The sequence below is a fragment of the Kitasatospora sp. RG8 genome (assembly GCF_017813315.1).
Taxonomy (GTDB): Bacteria; Actinomycetota; Actinomycetes; order Streptomycetales; family Streptomycetaceae; genus Kitasatospora.
The window spans coordinates 102,914-119,637 of sequence record NZ_JAGIYX010000026.1 but is presented as its reverse complement, the minus strand read 5'-3'; the positions used below and the strand labels follow the sequence as shown (position 1 = coordinate 119,637).

Annotated in this window: 13 protein-coding genes and 2 pseudogenes; 12 read left to right on the top strand and 3 right to left on the bottom strand. The window is 75.0% G+C overall.

What is annotated here, in order from left to right; all coding sequences use genetic code 11:
• Window positions 1–122: 122 nt before the first annotated feature.
• Entirely contained in the window at window positions 123–1,511 is a 1,389-nt protein-coding gene (locus tag J5Y04_RS30785) for an acyltransferase (RefSeq protein WP_307853384.1), read from the top strand.
• A gap of 109 nt (window positions 1,512–1,620) precedes the next feature.
• Here J5Y04_RS30785 and manA read toward each other — a convergent pair whose 3' ends face one another.
• Window positions 1,621–2,820, bottom strand: coding sequence for a mannose-6-phosphate isomerase, class I (gene manA / locus J5Y04_RS30780; RefSeq protein ID WP_209415670.1), 1,200 nt, complete (start codon window positions 2,818–2,820; stop codon window positions 1,621–1,623).
• Window positions 2,821–3,112: 292 nt separating this feature from the next.
• Between manA and J5Y04_RS30775 the strand changes: the two genes are divergently transcribed.
• A complete protein-coding gene (locus tag J5Y04_RS30775; protein WP_209415669.1) occupies window positions 3,113–3,886 on the top strand; it encodes a polyprenol monophosphomannose synthase in 774 nt (257 codons plus the stop codon).
• 169 nt (window positions 3,887–4,055) lie between these two features.
• On the opposite strand, the gene J5Y04_RS30770 is transcribed toward J5Y04_RS30775, so the two are convergent.
• The gene (locus tag J5Y04_RS30770) at window positions 4,056–4,463 is read right to left on the bottom strand and encodes a helix-turn-helix domain-containing protein (RefSeq protein ID WP_209415668.1); all 408 of its coding nucleotides are present in this window, start codon (window positions 4,461–4,463) and stop codon (window positions 4,056–4,058) included.
• Window positions 4,464–4,568: 105 nt separating this feature from the next.
• Here J5Y04_RS30770 and J5Y04_RS30765 point away from each other — a divergent pair, with 105 nt between their 5' ends.
• The 5 genes and pseudogenes from J5Y04_RS30765 to J5Y04_RS30745 all read left to right on the top strand — a co-directional run bounded on the left by J5Y04_RS30765 (window position 4,569) and on the right by J5Y04_RS30745 (window position 8,604).
• Window positions 4,569–5,204 carry an FMN-dependent NADH-azoreductase gene (locus tag J5Y04_RS30765; protein ID WP_209415667.1) on the top strand — a complete coding sequence of 212 codons (636 nt, stop codon included), beginning with the start codon at window positions 4,569–4,571 and terminating at the stop codon, window positions 5,202–5,204.
• Window positions 5,205–5,361: 157 nt separating this feature from the next.
• On the top strand, window positions 5,362–6,333 hold the full coding sequence (locus J5Y04_RS30760; RefSeq protein WP_209415666.1) for an MBL fold metallo-hydrolase: 972 nt from the start codon (window positions 5,362–5,364) through the stop codon (window positions 6,331–6,333).
• A 36-nt stretch (window positions 6,334–6,369) separates the two neighbouring features.
• A pseudogene (locus J5Y04_RS30755) lies at window positions 6,370–6,939 on the top strand (molybdenum cofactor guanylyltransferase); the annotation flags it as partial.
• 174 nt (window positions 6,940–7,113) lie between these two features.
• Window positions 7,114–7,396, top strand: a pseudogene (locus tag J5Y04_RS30750) (DUF6457 domain-containing protein); the annotation flags it as partial.
• The gene (locus J5Y04_RS30745) at window positions 7,393–8,604 is read left to right on the top strand and encodes a molybdopterin molybdotransferase MoeA (protein WP_307853383.1); all 1,212 of its coding nucleotides are present in this window, start codon (window positions 7,393–7,395) and stop codon (window positions 8,602–8,604) included. The pseudogene J5Y04_RS30750 and the gene J5Y04_RS30745, both read left to right, overlap by 4 nt.
• Before the next feature lie 85 nt (window positions 8,605–8,689).
• Here J5Y04_RS30745 and J5Y04_RS30740 read toward each other — a convergent pair whose 3' ends face one another.
• Window positions 8,690–9,685, bottom strand: coding sequence for a TrkA family potassium uptake protein (locus J5Y04_RS30740; RefSeq protein WP_209415696.1), 996 nt, complete (start codon window positions 9,683–9,685; stop codon window positions 8,690–8,692).
• 342 nt (window positions 9,686–10,027) lie between these two features.
• On the opposite strand from J5Y04_RS30740, the gene J5Y04_RS30735 reads away from it, so the two are divergent.
• The 5 genes from J5Y04_RS30735 (at window position 10,028) to J5Y04_RS30715 (ending at window position 16,596) form a co-directional block, all read left to right on the top strand.
• Entirely contained in the window at window positions 10,028–11,005 is a 978-nt protein-coding gene (locus J5Y04_RS30735) for an NAD(P)H-quinone oxidoreductase (protein WP_209415664.1), read from the top strand.
• Window positions 11,006–11,155: 150 nt separating this feature from the next.
• Complete coding sequence (locus J5Y04_RS30730) at window positions 11,156–12,247, top strand: hypothetical protein (RefSeq protein WP_209415663.1); 1,092 nt, start codon at window positions 11,156–11,158, stop codon at window positions 12,245–12,247.
• A 164-nt stretch (window positions 12,248–12,411) separates the two neighbouring features.
• Window positions 12,412–13,020: a bacterial proteasome activator family protein gene (locus J5Y04_RS30725; RefSeq protein WP_374106147.1), complete on the top strand. Its 609-nt coding sequence runs from the start codon at window positions 12,412–12,414 to the stop codon at window positions 13,018–13,020.
• A 303-nt stretch (window positions 13,021–13,323) separates the two neighbouring features.
• The gene (locus tag J5Y04_RS30720; RefSeq protein ID WP_209415662.1) at window positions 13,324–14,691 is read left to right on the top strand and encodes a protein kinase; all 1,368 of its coding nucleotides are present in this window, start codon (window positions 13,324–13,326) and stop codon (window positions 14,689–14,691) included.
• A 111-nt stretch (window positions 14,692–14,802) separates the two neighbouring features.
• On the top strand, window positions 14,803–16,596 hold the full coding sequence (locus J5Y04_RS30715) for a protein kinase (RefSeq protein WP_209415661.1): 1,794 nt from the start codon (window positions 14,803–14,805) through the stop codon (window positions 16,594–16,596).
• Window positions 16,597–16,724 lie beyond the last annotated feature (128 nt).

Genomic DNA, 16,724 nt, shown 5'->3' with positions numbered 1-16,724 from the left:
TCGTAGCCCCGGGGGCGGCCGTCGCAACGGCCGCCCCCGGGCGCTTCACGGGGCCCGGACCCGGCTGCGGAGCCGGTGCTCTGGGGACGACGGGTTCCGGTGGATGGACTACTGTCCTCGCCGTGACTCAAATACGACTGCGGCTTCCCGGTAGAGCCGGAGGGACTACGCGAGGGGCGGCGGCCGTAGGAGCCGGATCCCGGCTCGGATGGCTCGACGCCCTGCGGGGTCTGGCCGCCCTGATGGTGGCACTGCACCACTTCGGCATCCTCGAAATGCTGCCGTTCGGCGGCGCGATCTGGGGGCACTTCGACCTGGGTCTGTACGGTGTGATGCTGTTCTTCCTGGTCAGCGGCTACATCATCCCGGCCTCGCTGGAACGCCGGGGTGACGTCCGGGCCTTCTGGGTGGGGCGCCTGTTCCGCATCTACCCGGCGCTGATCGCCACCTTCGCGGTGTCGCTCATGATGCTGCCCGAGGGCGACGGCTCGGTGGCGCTGTTCCGCACCGGCCACAACCTCATCTCGCTCGTCGCCAACGCGACGATGCTCCAGGACATGCTGAACGTGGTCAACGGCATGGGCGTGACCTGGACGCTCACCTACGAGATGATCTTCTACTTCCTCGTCACCGGCCTGTTCACCCTCGGCTGGCACAAGCGCAGCAGCAGCTTCGCCGTCGGCTTCGCCGCCGTGGGGCTGGTGTTCGGCGGTTCGCTCGCCACCACCACGATCACCCACGACCTGGACACGACCCGCAACCTCGTCCTGGCGGCGGCCCTGATCGTGGTGATGGGCTACGCCTGCATGCTCAGCGGCAACCCGGTGCTGACCCGCACCGGCGCTGTCCTGGTGGCCGGGCTCGGAGCCGTGCTGCTGCTCAACAACAGCCGGGCCCCCGTCTTCGAGACCCTGCTGATCTTCGCCACGATGTTCGCCGGCACGGTGCTGTACCGGGCCGAGCACGGCCAGATCGACCGCCTGCAGGCGTGGCTGTGCTGCGGGTTCGTGGTGGTCGCGGGAGTGGCGATCGGCTGGATGTACAACCGCAACGGCGTCGAGCAGAACACCTGGACCTCGGGCTGGATCGCCTGGTCGGCGTCCTACGCCGGGGCCTGGGCGACCTTCCTCGGCGGGATGGCGCTGCGCAAGCGGCGGTTCCCGAAGGTGCTCACCTGGCTCGGCGCGGTCAGCTTCTCGCTGTACCTGCTCCACATCCCGCTGCTGCACACCATCGCCCCGCTGCTGGCGCACCCGGCTCCGACCACGCCCGGTGCGAAGACGCTGTGGGTGCTGGAGTACCTGGCCATCGCGCTGACCGCCGCCTACCTGATGTACCGGCTGGTGGAGCTGCCCTTCCAGAAGCTGGGCCGCAAGCTGCTGAAGGCGGTCGAGCGGCGGTTCCCCGGCGGGCCGCCGGCCGCGCCGGAGGGCTCCGCCCGTCCGGGGGCGGCCCAGGTGCCCGCCGAACCCGTCCGGATACCGGCCGAGGTCGGTTCCGGCACGGGCTGATCCCGGCTGATCCCGGAGCCGGACCGAAGGTGGGCGGTCGGCCGCGTGAGAGACGCGGCCGGCCGCCCACCGGCGTTCCCGGGTACCGCCCTGCCCCGGGGCGCGGCCGTCAGAGGGTGACGGTGGCGCGGAAGAGCGTCGCGCCGGTGCCGGTCAGCCTGGTGCCGGTGCCGGTCGCGGGGAGGAAGGCGGACTCACCGCTCGCGAGGTCCAGGGTGGTGCCGTCGGCGGCGGTGAGGCGGGCGGTGCCGGCGGTGCAGAGCAGGATCTGCGGGCCCCGGCCGTCGATCTCGCGCTCGCGGCCGTCCAGGGTGAAGCGGGAGAGCCGGAACTCGTCGATCGGGACGGGGTAGAGCTCCTCGCCGGGGGTGGCGTCGACGGCGGTCGGGAGCAGCAGGTCCGGGGCGCCGGAGGAGAACTCGACGACCTTGAGCAGCTCCGGCACGTCGATGTGCTTGGGGGTGAGGCCGGCCCGCAGCACGTTGTCGGAGTTGGCCTGCAGCTCGACGCAGGAGCCGTGCAGATAGGCGTGCGGCACGCCGGCGCCGAGGTAGAGCGCCTGGCCGGCCCGGAGCCGGACGGCGTTGAGCAGCAGCGCGGCGATCAGGCCGCGGTCGCCGGGGAAGTCGCGGGTGATCCGGGTGTACAGCGCGTACGGGCCGTCCGGGTCCCCGGCGGCGGCCTTGTCGACCGCCTCGGCGGTGTCCCGGACGGTCGCGGCGGCGGTGGCCCCGTCCATGGTGAGGATCGCGGCCAGGGTGCTGCGCAGCGCCTCGGACTCGTCCTCGGCGCCCAGCAGGGCGATCAGCGGGTCGAGCGCCGGCACCTGGAGCCCGGCCATCACGGCGGCCGCGCCGGCCGGGGTGCGGAAGCCGCAGAGGCCGTCGAAGTCGCCGAGTGCGCAGATGAGTTCGGGCTTGTGGTTGGCGTCGCGGTAGCTGCGGTGCGGGGCGTCCAGGGGGATGCCCAGGGCGTTCTCCGCGGCGTACCCGGCCCGGGCCTGGTCGAGGCTCGGGTGGGCCTGGATCGAGAGCGGGAGGCCGGCGGTCAGGACCTTGAACAGGAACGGGAGCACGGGGCCGAACCGGGCCACGGTGGCGGCGCCCAGCTCGCCCTCGGGGTCGGCGGCGATCAGCTCGTCCAGGGGACGGGGGCCGTCACCGCGGTCGGCCCGTGAGGGTGCGCCGGGGTGGGCGCCCATCCAGAGCTCGGCCTGCGGTTCACCGGTGGGTTCCTGCCCGAGCAGCTCCGGGAGTGCGGTGACCGACCCCCAGGCGTACGGGCGGACAGTGTTGACGAGCCTGTCCATGCGCGCGGTCCTGCTCCTCTGCTGCAGTGGCTGGTGTGCCGGATCGCCGGTTCGCCGGAGGCGGACCCGCGTGCGGGCGGTCCGGGCAAAGGCCGGGCATCGACCCTAGCCGACCGGTGCCGCCACCGGGGAAACGGCCGGGGCGGGCGGGGAGTGCCGTAGCCGTACCGGCGGCCCGAGGGCGCGGTAGTAGGATGCCAGGACGCAGTGGTTTCCCACAGTGGTGACCAACTCGGCGGGATGCCGAAGGGGACTGCGTTCCAGAGCCCGACACCGGCCGAGAGGTTTGTACGTGACCGTGAACCAGCAGAGTTTTGCTGATCTCGGCAGGGTGCTGGTGATCATTCCGACGTTCAACGAGGCGGAGAACGTCGAGCGGATCGTCGGCCGGGTCCGTGCCGCGGTGCCCGAGGCCCACGTCCTGGTCGCCGACGACAACAGCCCCGACGGCACCGGTGAGCTGGCCGACAAGCTGGCCGCCGAGGACCTCAACGTGCACGTCATGCACCGGCTGGGCAAGGAAGGCCTGGGCGCCGCCTACCTGGCCGGGTTCGCCTGGGGCATCGAGCACGGCTACGACGTCCTGGTCGAGATGGACGCGGACGGTTCGCACCAGCCCGAGGAGCTCGACCGGCTGCTGGGCGCGCTGCGCGGTGCCGACCTGGTGCTGGGCTCGCGCTGGGTGCCGGGCGGCCGGGTGGTGAACTGGCCGAAGTCGCGGCTGCTGCTCTCGCGCGGCGGGTCGACGTACTCGCGGCTGATGCTGAACGTGCCGATCCGCGACGTCACCGGCGGCTACCGGGCGTTCCGCAAGGAGACCCTGCTCGGCCTGGGTATGGACGAGGTCGCCTCGGCCGGCTACTGCTTCCAGGTCGACCTGGCCTGGCGGACGGTCAAGGCCGGCTTCAAGGTGGCCGAGGTGCCGATCACCTTCGTCGAGCGCGAGCTGGGCGCGTCCAAGATGAGCCGGCACATCGTGATCGAGGCGCTCTGGCGGGTCACCGCCTGGGGCGTCACCGACCGGATCGCCAAGCTGACCGGCCGCGGTGCCGGCCGCAAGGGCTGACGGTCGCACGAGAACGAGAACAAGAGCAAGAACAAGAACAAGAACAGAGCCGACCCGGCGGCAGAGCCGGGACGGTGGAGAAGTCGAAGAGCGCTCGGGCCCGCCTGTGGGAAACAGGCGGGCCCGAGCGCTCTTCGTCGTTCCGGGGCGGTGCCGTCCGGGCCGCGGTTCAGCAGCCGCCGGGCGGCCTGAGCGCGCTCGCCGGCAGGTGGCGGTCGGCCCAGAGGGCGAGCTCGGTGAGGGCGGGGCGCAGCGCGGCGCCGGCCTCGGTGAGCCGGTAGCTGACGCGCAGCGGCGGTCCCTCGTCGACCTGGCGCAGGACGAGCCCGGCCTCGGCCAGCTCGGTGAGGCGGTCGGAGAGCATGCGCTCGCTGATGCCGGGGATGGCGCGGCGCAGTTCGGAGAAGTAGCCGGGCCCGTTGTTGGTGAGCACGGCCACGATCAGGCCGGTCCAGCGCTTGCCGAGCAGCGTGAAGACCCGGGTCAGCGCCACTTCGGCACCGGTGCAGACCGGTCCCGCCGCGCACTCCGCGGGGAGCGCGTGGGCCTCGTCGGTCGCTACCTCGTGCTGGGCCATGCGTACAGCGTACCGGTCCGTCCCTAGTGACTGTAGAAAAGTAAGCTGCTACGGTACTTGCAGCTGCGGGGGAAAAAGCAGCTACTAATCCGATGGAGGTCCGCCATGCCCACCCTGCTGCACATCGACTCGTCCGCCTTCACCGACGGCTCGGTCTCCCGCGAGGTCTCGGCCGCCTTCCGGGCCGCCTGGCAGGCCCAGCACCCCGACGGCACGGTGATCCACCGCGACCTGGCCGCCCGGCCGGTGCCGCACCTGGACGCCGACGGCATCTCCGCGAGCGCCGTCCCGGCCGACGGGCGCAGCCCCGCGCAGGCCGCCGCCTTCGCCCTGCGCGAGGAACTGATGAGCGAGCTGGAACAGGCCGACGCCGTCGTCATCGGCACCCCGATGTACAACTTCACGATCCCGTCCAGCCTCAAGGCCTGGCTGGACCAGGTGATCCTGGTCGGCCGCACGGCGGGGGAGAGCCCCTCGGCGGCGGGCAAGCCGGTCACGGTGGTCGCGGCGCGCGGCGGCTCCTACGCACCCGGCGCCCCGCGCGAGCCGTACGAGTTCGTCACCACCTACCTGGAGAAGGTGCTGACCGGGATGCTCTCGCTGGAGGTCGACTTCATCGTCCCCGAGTTCACCCTCGCACCGGTCGTCCCGGCGATGGCCGGCTTCGTCCAGCAGGCCGCCGACTCCAAGGCCCGGGCGCTGGAGGACGCGGAGCGCAAGGCCAAGGCGCTCGCCGCCTGAGACCGGCCCGTCCGGTGACGCCCGCGGCCGCTCGCGCGGCGGCGGGCGTCACCGTGGAAGGCGCCCCCGCCGGGCGCGCCTTCCGGGCATTCGGCGGGTCGTACTCCCATGCTGTAGGGCGCAGGAAGTCCGACCGCCGAACCAGAGGGAGCAGCCAGTGACGTCGTCCCCGCCCGAGGACAGCGCCGGAGCGGAGCGTGCGGGCGCCGCGGACACCACCGGCACCGGCCCGGGGAGGAACGGGGCCGCGGAGGCGCCGGCGGCCGGGCCGCTGGAGACCGCCGTCTTCACCGGCCCCGAATCGGCCTTCTTCGCCACCTCCACCCTGATCCTCGGTGAGCGCACCGCGATCCTGGTCGACGCCCAGCTCACCCGCAGCGCCGGCCGCCAACTGGCCGAGTGGGTGGCCGGCAAGGGCCGCCGGCTGCTGGCCATCGTCATCACCCACCACCACCCCGACCACTACTTCGGCGCGGAGGAGGTGCTCAGGCTCTTCCCGGACGCGCAGCTGCTCGCCGCCCCGCCGGTGGTGGACGGCATCCTGCGGACCGCCGCCGCCAAGGTCGCGCAGTGGAAGCCGGTCTACGGGGACGACATCCCCGACCACCCGCTGGTCCCCGCCCCGCTGCTGCCCCAGCCGCTGATGATCGACCGCCAGGTGATCCCGGTGCTGCTGCTCGGCCAGGGCGACTGCGGCGGCTCCACCGTGGTGCACGTGCCCGGCATCCGCACCGTGATCGCCGGGGACTTCGTCTACAACGGCACCCACGTCTGGACCGCCGACACCACCCCCGCGGAGCGCGTCGTCTGGGGCCGCAACCTCGGCCGGATCGCCGAACTCGGCGCCGAGCGGGTGATCGCCGGCCACCGGGCGCCCGGCCAGGGCGACGACGCCGGCCGGGTGCTCGCCTTCACCGGCGAGTACCTGCAGGACTTCGACCGGCTGCTCGCCGAGCACCCGGACGACCCGGAGGAGCTGGCCACCGCGATGAACGAGCGGTACGGGGAGCTGACCCTGCCGGCCATCCTGGAGCTGAGCGCCGCCGCCAACACCGCCCGCCACCGGCAGCCGGAGGAGGACGACGGGATCGTCGACGCCGAGATCGTCGAGGACGAACCCGAGGACTGAACCGGGCCCGGCCGGCCCGGGGCGGATACTGGCCGCATGACGCCGTTCGACGTGATCGTGCCGGCCGGTGGCGCCGCCCGCAGGCTCGGGGGAGTGGACAAGCCCGGCCTCACCGTCGGCGAGACGACCCTGCTCGACCGGGTGCTCACCGCCTGCGCCGGAGCCCGGACGACCGTGGTGGTCGGCCCGGCCCGGCCCACCACCCGCACCGGCGTGCGCTGGACCCGTGAGCGGCCACCGGGTGGCGGGCCGGTGGCGGCCGTCGCGGCCGGCCTGGCCGAGGTCACGGCCGACGCGGTGCTGCTGTTCGCCGCCGACCTGCCGTTCCTGGACGAGCGGACCGTCCGCCGGCTCGCCGCCGCGCTCGCCGGGGCGGACCGGGAGACCGAGGCCGTCGTCATGGTCGACGCCGCCGGCCGCGACCAGCCGCTCGCCGCCGCCTACCGCACCGCCGCCCTGCGCACGGCCCTGGCCGCCCTCGGCGAACCGGCCGGCCTCCCGCTGCGCCGCCTGACCGGCGGCCTGCGGACGCTGCGGCTGGCCGACACCGACGACGTCACCTACGACTGCGACACCTGGGAGGACCTGGAGCGTGCCCGTGAGCGGGAGCGGGGGTAGTCCGGGGCCGACGTGCCCCACCGGGCGCGCGCCCCGGTCGGGCACGTCCCGGTCGGACACGTCCCGGGTGGCCCGGTACGAGGGGCCTCACGCTGCCCCCGTACCCGTGTGAGGGAAACGACGCGCGCCGCTCACCGGGCAAACACCCCCGCGAAACCGGTGATCAGGCAGCATGGGGCCCATGGAGCGCACGCTGGATGACTGGATCGCCGAGGTCGCGGAAGAGCTGGGGATCGACCTGGACGTCGACGTCCACGGACTGCTCGACCTTGCCCGGGTGGTCGCACACGGGGTGGCCCGGCCCGCCGCGCCGCTGACCGCCTTCCTGGTCGGCTACGCGGCGGCGCAGCAGGGCGGCGGCCCGGAGGCGGTCGCCGCGGCGTCCCGGCGCACGGCCGAGCTGGCCGCGCGCTGGGTGGCGGCGGCCGGGCCGGAACAGCCGTGAGCACGGCCGAGGAGGCCCCCGTGCTCGGCCTGAAGCCCGCCGGACCGCCGGCCCTCACCTGGGGGCAGGCCCGGGAGACCGCCCGCCGCGCCGGGTCGCGCCCGCTGCCGCCCGAGCTGCTCGACCTGGCCGGGGCGCTCGGCCGCACCCTGGCCGAGCCGCTCACCGCGCTCACCGACCTGCCCGCCTTCGACACCTCGGCGATGGACGGCTGGGCCGTCTCCGGGCCGGGCCCCTGGCGGGTCGCCGGGCGGCTGCTGGCCGGTGAGCCGGCCGGGGCGCCGCTGGCCGACGGCGCGGCCGTCGAGATCGCCACCGGTGCCCAGCTGCCGCCCGGCGCCACGGCCGTGCTCCGGCGCGAGCACGGCGCGCAGGACGGGGTGCTGCTGCACGACCGGACCCCGGGCTCGCTGACCACCGGTCAGGACGTCCGCCCGCGCGGCCAGGAGTGCCGCCGGGGCGAGGTGCTGCTCGCGGCCGGTACGCGGGTCGGCCCGGCCGCGCTGGGCCTGGCCGCGGCCAGCGGCCACGACCGGCTGGCCGTCCGCCGCCGTCCGGTGGTCGAACTCCTCGTCCTGGGTGACGAACTGCTCGGCTCCGGGCTGCCGCGCCCCGGCCTCGTCCGGGACGCGCTCGGCCCGCTGCTGCCGCCGTGGCTGCGCGCGGCCGGCGCCGAGGTGGGCGCGGTGCGCGCCGTCCGGGACGACTTCGGGCTGCTCCGGGACGCCGTGCGGCACTCCGCCGCGGACGTGGTGGTCACCACCGGGGGAACGGCCGCCGGGCCGGTCGACTTCCTGCACCGGGCGCTCGCCGAGGCCGGCGGCCGGCTGCTGGTGGACGGGGTGGCCGTCCGCCCCGGTCATCCGATGCTGCTCGCCGAGCTCCCGGGCGGCCGCCACCTGGTGGGCCTGCCCGGCAATCCGCTGGCCGCGGTGGCCGGCACCGTCACGCTGGCCCTGCCGCTGCTGCACGCCCGCGGCGGCCGGTCGGCCGGTGAGCCGGTGCTCGCGCCCGCCGCCGTCGAGCTGCCCGGCCACCCGGCGGACACCCGGCTGCTGCCGGTCCGCCGGACCCTGCGCGGCGCCGTCCCGCTGGCCTTCGACGGGCCGGCGATGCTGCGCGGCCTGGCCCGGGCCGAGGCGCTCGCGGTGGTGCCGCCCGGCGGGGTGGCGGCCGGCGAGGCGGTGGAGTTGCTGGACACCCCCTGACCGGCCGGCTTCCGGGCCGGCCCGGCCGTTCCGATTCCGAGCCGTTCCGATTCCGAGCCGTCCCGATTCCGGGCCGTTCCGGGCCTCAGCCGGCGGGCGAGACGGCCGGCCGGATGGTGATGACCCGGTCGGTGAGGTGGAGGGTGGCGGCCTCCGGGTCGTTGAAGTTGAGCACCCGCCGGCCGCGCACCACCGCGACGACGAGGTCCGCGCACTCGCGCGGGCTGTGCCCGGCCTCGGCCCGGGTGACCGGGCGCTCGTAGATGTCGAGGCCGGTGCCGTAGGTGAGCAGGTCCTCCATCACCGCGCCGGCGTGCGGGCTGAGCATCGACATGCCGAGCAGCCGGCCGGCCGAGCTGGAGCTGGTGACCACGACGTCGGCGCCGCTCTGGCGGAGCAGCGGGGCGTTCTCGTCCTCCCGGACGGCGGCGACCACGGTGGCGGCCTTGTTGAGCTGACGGGCGGTCAGGGTGATCAGGACGGCGGTGTCGTCGCGTTCGGGGGCGACGACGACGCGGGAGGCGCGGGGGAGTTCGGCGCGCAGCAGGGTGTCGGTGCGGGTCGCGTCGCCGACCACACCGACCAGTCCGTCCAGGGTGGCCTGCTCGATGACCTTGCGCTGCGGGTCGACGACCACGATCTCGTCCCGGCGGACGCCCTGGCCGAGCAGGGTGTCGACGGCGCTGCGGCCCTTGGTGCCGTAGCCGATCACGACGGTGTGTTCCCTCACTGCGGACCTCCAGCGTCCGATCCGCCACTGCAGGCGGGTGCGTTCGGTGAGCACTTCGAGCGTGGTGCCGACCAGGATGATCAGGAAGAGCACGCGCAGCGGTGTGATCACGAAGATGTTGGTGAGCCGGGCGCTGTCGCTGAACGGGGTGATGTCGCCGTACCCGGTGGTGGAGAGCGTCACGGTGGCGTAGTAGGCCGCGTCGAGGAGGTCCACGCCCCCGCCCGCGTTGTCGTTGTAGCCGGCGCGGTCCAGCCAGACGATCACGGTGGTGGCCACCAGCACGCCGAGTGCCAGCAGCAGCCGCCCGGACACCTGGCGCAGAGGTGCCCGGGGTTTGCGCGCGGGCATGATGACCCGGTCGCCCGCCTCCACGTCGGACTCCGCACGGCCGGTGCGGCGCCCCGGCAGGCGGTGCCGGACGCCGGTCTCGTCCGGCTCGGAGGGCTGCTCACCGTTGGTCACCCGTCCAGGATGGCGTGGCCGCCGGGCGGCGTGGGACCGGGGTGGCTGCCCGGGCGTGTCGGTGCCGGGGCGGCGCGGCCGGGCGGAGCAGGTGTCACGGCCCGGAAACCACGGCCCCGTTCGGCGGCGGAAGCCGGTTGCGGCCGGTCGCGGCCGTTGTGGCCGGCCGCCGACCCGGGCCGCGCGAGGCGCCTCCGCGTGGTGGCCGGTACGCAGTAGCTTCGGGGCATGTACGCGATGACGATTCCTGAACCCGGCGGGCCCGAGGCACTGGTCTGGGCCGAGGTGGCGGACCCGGTGCCCGGCGAGGGCGAGGTCCTGGTCGAGGTGGCGGCCACCGCGGTCAACCGCGCCGACCTGCTCCAGCGGCAGGGCTTCTACAACCCCCCGCCCGGCAGCCCGTCCTACCCCGGACTGGAGTGCGCGGGCCGGATCGTCGCGCTCGGGCCCGGGGTGGCCGGCTGGGCGGTCGGCGACGAGGTCTGCGCGCTGCTGGCCGGCGGCGGCTACGCGCAGCTGGTGGCGGTGCCGTCCGGGCAGCTGCTGCCGGTGCCGAAGGGCCTCACCGTCGAGGAGGCCGCGGCGCTGCCCGAGGTGGTCTCGACGGTCTGGTCCAACGTCTTCCTCACCGCCCACCTGCGACCGGGCGAGACGGTGCTGCTGCACGGCGGCGCCAGCGGCATCGGGACGATGGCGATCCAGCTGGCCAAGGCGGTCGGCGCCCGGGTGGCGGTGACGGCGGGCAGCGCGGAGAAGCTGGCGCGGTGCGCCGAGCTGGGCGCGGACATCACGATCAACTACCGCGAGCAGGACTTCGTCGAGGTGCTCCGGGAGGCCACCGGCGGCGCGGGTGCGGACGTGATCCTGGACATCATGGGCGCCAAGTACCTCCAGCGGAACGTGGACGCACTGGCGGTCAACGGCCGGCTGGTGATCATCGGGCTGCAGGGCGGCGTGCAGGGCGAGCTCGACCTCAACACGCTGCTGCGCAAGCGCGGTGCGGTGATCGCCACCAACCTGCGCGGGCGGCCGCTGGCGGAGAAGGCCGCGATCGTGGCGGCGGTGCGCGAGCACGTCTGGCCGCTGGTCGAGTCCGGGGTGGTCAGGCCGGTGATCGACCGGGTGCTGCCGCTGACCGATGCCGCCGAGGCGCACCGGGTGCTGGCCGCCGGCGAGCAGGTCGGCAAGGTGGTGCTGCGGGCCTGACGGCGGCCGCCGCGGGCGCGGGGGCGGCGGGGCGGTTGGTGCACAGCCGTTCGAAATGCCCGGAATGCCGGATTGTGTGAATCTGGTCGGGAGCTGTCCCGCCGCCGACCCCGCCCCCGTGCGCGGTCGGCCGTCGGAAGGACCTCGACCGTGGCCGCACCTTCGAAGACGTTCCCCGGGCTGCTGCCCGCCGCGCCGTGCCGCCGCTGTACCCGGGGCCGCGGCCGACCCACCCGCAGGGACGCCGGCCGTCGCCGGGCCGGCCGCCGGCTGCGGCTGCTGCTGGCGGTGGCGGCGCTCGGAGTCGCCGTTCCGCTGGGCATCGCTCCGGTGGCGGTCGCGGCGACTGCGGCTCCCTCGGAACAACAGTCCGGGGCGGGGGCGGCCTTCGGGACCGGCGTCCCGGCCGACCCGTCCGTGGTGGCCGACCCGTCCGTGGCGGCCGGTCCGTCCGTCGTGGCCGATCCGGCGGAACCCTCGGCGTCCGCGGAGCCCCCGGCGTCAGCAGAGCCTTCGACGTCGGCCGGGCCGTCGACGTCGGCGGGGCCCTCGACGTCGGCGGGGCCCTCGACGTCGGCCGGGCCGTCCGGGCCCGTCAGTGCGCCGGCCACCGGCCCGGGGCGGTCCGGCTCGCCGTCCGCGGGGGCGGTGACCGACCCCGCGCCCCCGGCCTGGCCGTCCTCCGGGGCCGCGCCGAGCGCCGTGCCGACGGACGAGGCGAGCGCGTCGCCGTCGCCGTCCGGCCCGCCCGTGCCCGCCGCGGCCCCGGCGGCGGAGCCCTCGTCGGACGTCTCCGGACCGGCCGACGCACCACCGCGGCACCAGGGCGTCCGCCCCCGTCCGGGGACGGGGGCCGACGGGCCCTGGGCGGACGCGGCCGGGCACCGGCACCGGCCGGCATCGGCGCCCGAGCGTGCCGACGCCGCCCCGGACCGGACCTGGGACCGGGCCCCCGCGCAGGCTCCCGACCGGTTGTCGGAGCAGGCCCCCGCCCAGCCCGCCGAGGCCGGTCAGAACCAGGCGGCGGCCGGACCCGACGCCACCGCTGCGGACGGGGACGCCGCACCCGACAGCGCGGCCCTGGCGGCCGGCCCGGCCGCCCAGCAGGCCGCCGCGACCGGCCCCGCCGTGATCCCCGCCCGGTGGGGCGACGCCTCCACGGTCCAGCTGCCGCTCGGTGCCGGGCTCGGGCTGATCGGCTGCGGGCTGGGACTGATCGGCCTGCGCCTGCGCAAGGGCTGACCCCGGGCGGGGCCCGACGCCCCCGCGCGCGAACTGAGTATCCGTACGGATGCCGGGACGCCGCGCGGGGGCGTACGGTCGTGCCCGGTGACGGGCGGAACGGCCGGAGACGGGGCGGCCGGGGGCTTCCGTCCGGGCAACCCCAGTGAGGGAGAATGTTGTTCATGACGAATCCGATGAACGAGCGCTCGCCGCAGGAGCTGTACCAGGCCATGGGCGGGCAGTCGCAGGACGGCCAGAAGGTGCTGATCGTCGGACCGGACGGGCTGCCGGTGGGCCACGGTTTCGCGGGCTCGGCGGGGGACGACGACGGTGACGGGCCGCGCGAACTCCCGGTGACCGAGATGGTGGAACAGCCCGCCAAGGTCATGCGGATCGGCAGCATGATCAAGCAGTTGCTGGAGGAGGTCCGGGCGGCCCCCCTCGACGAGGCCAGCCGGGCGCGGCTGAAGGACATCCACGCCAGCTCCATCAAGGAGCTCGAACTCGGCCTGGCGCCCGAACTGGTCGCCGAGCTGGAGCGGTTGTCGCTGCCGTTCACCGAGGACTCCATCCCCACCGAGGCCGAGCTGCGGATCGCGCAGGCCCAGCTGGTGGGCTGGCTGGAGGGGCTCTTCCACGGCATCCAGACCGCGCTGTTCGCCCAGCAGATGGCGGCGCGGGCGCAGCTGGAGCAGATGCGCCGGGCGCTGCCGCCCGGTCTGCACGGCGGCGAGCAGGAGGGCGAGGAGCCCGGCGAGGGCCGCGGCATCCGTTCCGGCCCGTACCTGTAGGCCCTTCCCGCCGGTGCGGGGCCCGGCCGGGGGCGGACCGGGCGGTGGGACGTACCGCCACCACCCGCTGCCGGACGGACCGGCGCACGCCGGACCACCGGTGCCGGATCGCGGCTCGGACACAGTGTCGGCCCTGCGCCGATCACCGTCGCCGCGAGCCGATACCCTTGGCCCCTGTCGCAGGCCGGGTGAGCCGCCGCGACAGGGGCGGGCAGGCCGACGGGCCGGCCCCGCAGTACGCACGGACGAGACCGAACGTCACGGTTGCGGCGCCACGGCCGCGCCGAGGGGGAGCAGAGGACCATGAGCGAGCACGGCAACGCGGCGGTCGAGGGCCACTCCCTGGGCAACGGCAGGTACGTGCTGCAGAGGGTGCTCGGCGAGGGCGGCATGGCCTCGGTGCACCTCGCCTACGACAACGTGCTGGACCGCCAGGTCGCGCTGAAGAGCATGCACGCCGAGCTGGGCCGGGACGACACCTTCAAGGAGCGGTTCCGCCGCGAGGCGCAGTCGGTGGCCCGGCTGGAGCACACCAACATCGTCACCGTCTACGACAGCGGCGAGGACATCGCCCCGGACGGTTCCAGCACCCCGTTCATCGTGATGCAGCTGGTCGACGGCAAGGGCCTGCGCGACGCGATCAACGAGGCGGTCGCGCAGTACGGCGCGATGCCCGTGGAGGAGGCGCTGCGGATCACCGTCGGCGTGCTGAACGCGCTGGAGGCCTCGCACGACCAGGGCCTGGTGCACCGTGACATCAAGCCCGGCAACGTCATGTTCGACCGCAAGGGCACCGTCAAGGTGATGGACTTCGGCATCGCCCGCGCGCTGGACAGCGGCGTCACGTCGATGACCCAGACCGGCATGGTCGTCGGCACGCCGCAGTACCTCTCGCCCGAGCAGGCGCTCGGCAAGCCGGTGGACGCCCGCTCCGACCTCTACTCGGTCGGCGTGATGCTCTTCGAGATGCTCACCGGCCGACTGGTCTTCGACGGCGACTCGGCGTTCTCGATCGCCTACAAGCACGTCCAGGAGGAGCCGTCCGCGCCGTCCGCGTACAACCGGGCGGTCGGCCCGGCGGTGGACGCCTTCGTCGCGCAGGCGCTGCGCAAGGACCCGGCGCACCGGTTCCCGAGCGCGGCGGCGATGCGCGACGAGGCGGAGCGGCTGATCGCGGCGGAGAAGGGCGGCGCCAACGGCAACTCCCTCGCCGCCAGCACCCCGCTGCTGATCACCGACGGCCCGCGCTCGGTGCACGCCGCACCGCAGGCGCCGCAGACCCCGCAGCCGTTCCAGCAGCCGTTCCAGACGCCGCCGCCGGCCTTCCAGACCCCGCCGCCGCACATCCAGCAGACGCCGCAGCCCTTCCCGCAGCAGTTCCAGACGCCGCCGCCGGCCTTCCAGACCCCGCAGCCCTTCCCGCAGCAGGCGCACACCCCGCCGCCGCAGCCGATGCCGCCGTTCCAGCCGGCCCCCGCGTCGAACAGCGGCGGCTGCTCCACGGCGCTGGTGATCGTCGGCATCATCATCGGCGTGATCGTGCTGGCGATCATCATCATCGCCATCGTGGTGACCAAGTCGGAGAAGAGCACCGGTACCACGAAGAGCCCGCGCGGGACGGCCGCCGTTCTCCACCTGGACATCCCGGCCGACCGGAATGGCCTGCTCTGACGCGGTACGCCCGGATCGGGCGTGCTACGGGTGACGGCCGGAGGCGGTAGCGTTCGGGGACACGAGGCGACAGGGCACCGCGATCCGAGCGAAGGCCCGGGGCGAGGAGCGATGGCACAGACGCAGCAACCGGACGACGAGGGTGCCCGGGCGTCCGGTCCGGCCGGCGAGGCCCCGTACGCGCCCGGTGCCGGTAGCGACGGCGCCGCCACCACTGCACTCCCGCCGTACGTCGGCGGCCCGCAGACGCCCGGTCGCGGCACCGCGGCACCGCTCGGCACGGTCGGCGACGGCCGCTACCGGCTGACCCACCGGCTCGGCCGCGGCGGCATGGCCGAGGTGTTCGCGGCCCAGGACATCCGGCTGGGCCGGACCGTCGCCGTCAAGCTGCTCCGCGGCGAACTCGCCCAGGACGACATCGCCCGGCTGCGCTTCACGCGCGAGGCGCACGCCGTCGCGGCGCTCAACCACCACTCGATCGTCGCGGTCTACGACACCGGCGAGGAGTACGTCGGGGACGAGTCCACGCCGTACATCGTGATGGAGCTGGTCGAGGGCCGGACCGTCCGCGAGCTGCTGGTGGACGAGGAGGCGCCGCCCGTCGACCAGGCGCTGATCATCATCGCCGGGGTGCTGGAGGCGCTCGCCTACAGCCACCGGCACGGCATCGTGCACCGCGACATCAAGCCGGCCAACGTCATCATCACCACCACCGGCGCGGTCAAGGTGATGGACTTCGGCATCGCCCGCGCGCTGACCGGCACCGCCAGCACCATGACCCAGACCGGCATGGTCATGGGCACCCCGCAGTACCTCTCGCCCGAGCAGGCGCTCGGCAAGCCGGTCGACCACCGCTCCGACCTGTACGCGGCCGGCTGCATGCTCTACGAGCTGCTGACGCTGCGCCCGCCGTTCACCGGCGACACCCCGCTCTCGGTGGTCTACCAGCACGTGCAGGACATGCCGGTGCCGCCGTCGCAGGCCAACCCGCGGGTGCCGGCCGGGCTCGACCCGCTGGTGCTGCGCTCGCTGGCGAAGAACCCGGACGACCGCTTCCAGGACGCCGACGAGTTCCGCGCCCACCTCCAGCACGCGCTGCGCGAGATGCACGGCGCCAGCGGGGCCTGGGCGGCCGGTGCCGCGGCGGCCGGGCTGGCGGCGGCCGGCCAGGGCCACAGCGGTGCCACCCCGGTCATCGGCACGGACGAGACGGCCGTCCTCGGGGCCGGGTCCGCCGTACCGGGCGACCAGACCACGATGCTGCCGTACCAGCCGCCCGGCGGCCCGCACACGCCGGCCTCGCCCTACCCGGGCGCCGGCGGGCCGTACGGCGGTGGCGGCGAGGGCCCGGGCGACGGCGGCGACGGTGACGGCCACGGCCGGCGGCGCGGACCGTGGGCCTGGCTGGCCGGTGCCGCGGCGGTGCTGGTCGCGTCGGGCGTCGGGATCGCGCTCGCGCTCAGCGGCGACGGAGGCGGAGGCGGTCACAACCCGACCCCGACGCCCAGCGCGCCGGTCTCGGTGGTCACCTCGCCGGAGGCCATCACGCCCACCACCGGTTCGACCTCGACCACGGCGCCGACCGCGCAGAGCAGCAGCCGGCGGCCGCAGCAGCCGACGGACAACGGCAACAACCAGAGCCCGCCGGCCAGCCAGCCCACCGGCAAGCACACGACGACCCCGACCATGCCGGCCACCGGCACCAGGACGCCGACGTCCACCATGTCGGCGACCGGCACGCCCACCGGCGGTGCGAGCAGCACCCCGACGAGCGGCGGCGGGGCGAGCAGCACCCCGACGACCGGCACCGGGGGCGGGGGCGGGGCGACCGGAACCCAGGCGCCGCCGACGAAGCCGGGGATCCCCACGGGTGGGGCGACCCCTCCGATCGGCGGCGGGAACTGACCACGCGGGCCGGCTGACGGCCCGCAGCGGGTACGGATACGGGTCCGGGCCGGTCGTCGGCCCGGACCCGTCGGCCGCCCGGCCGGTCGTCGGCCCGGGCTGCCGGGTCGGTCGGCGGAGGCGTCCGG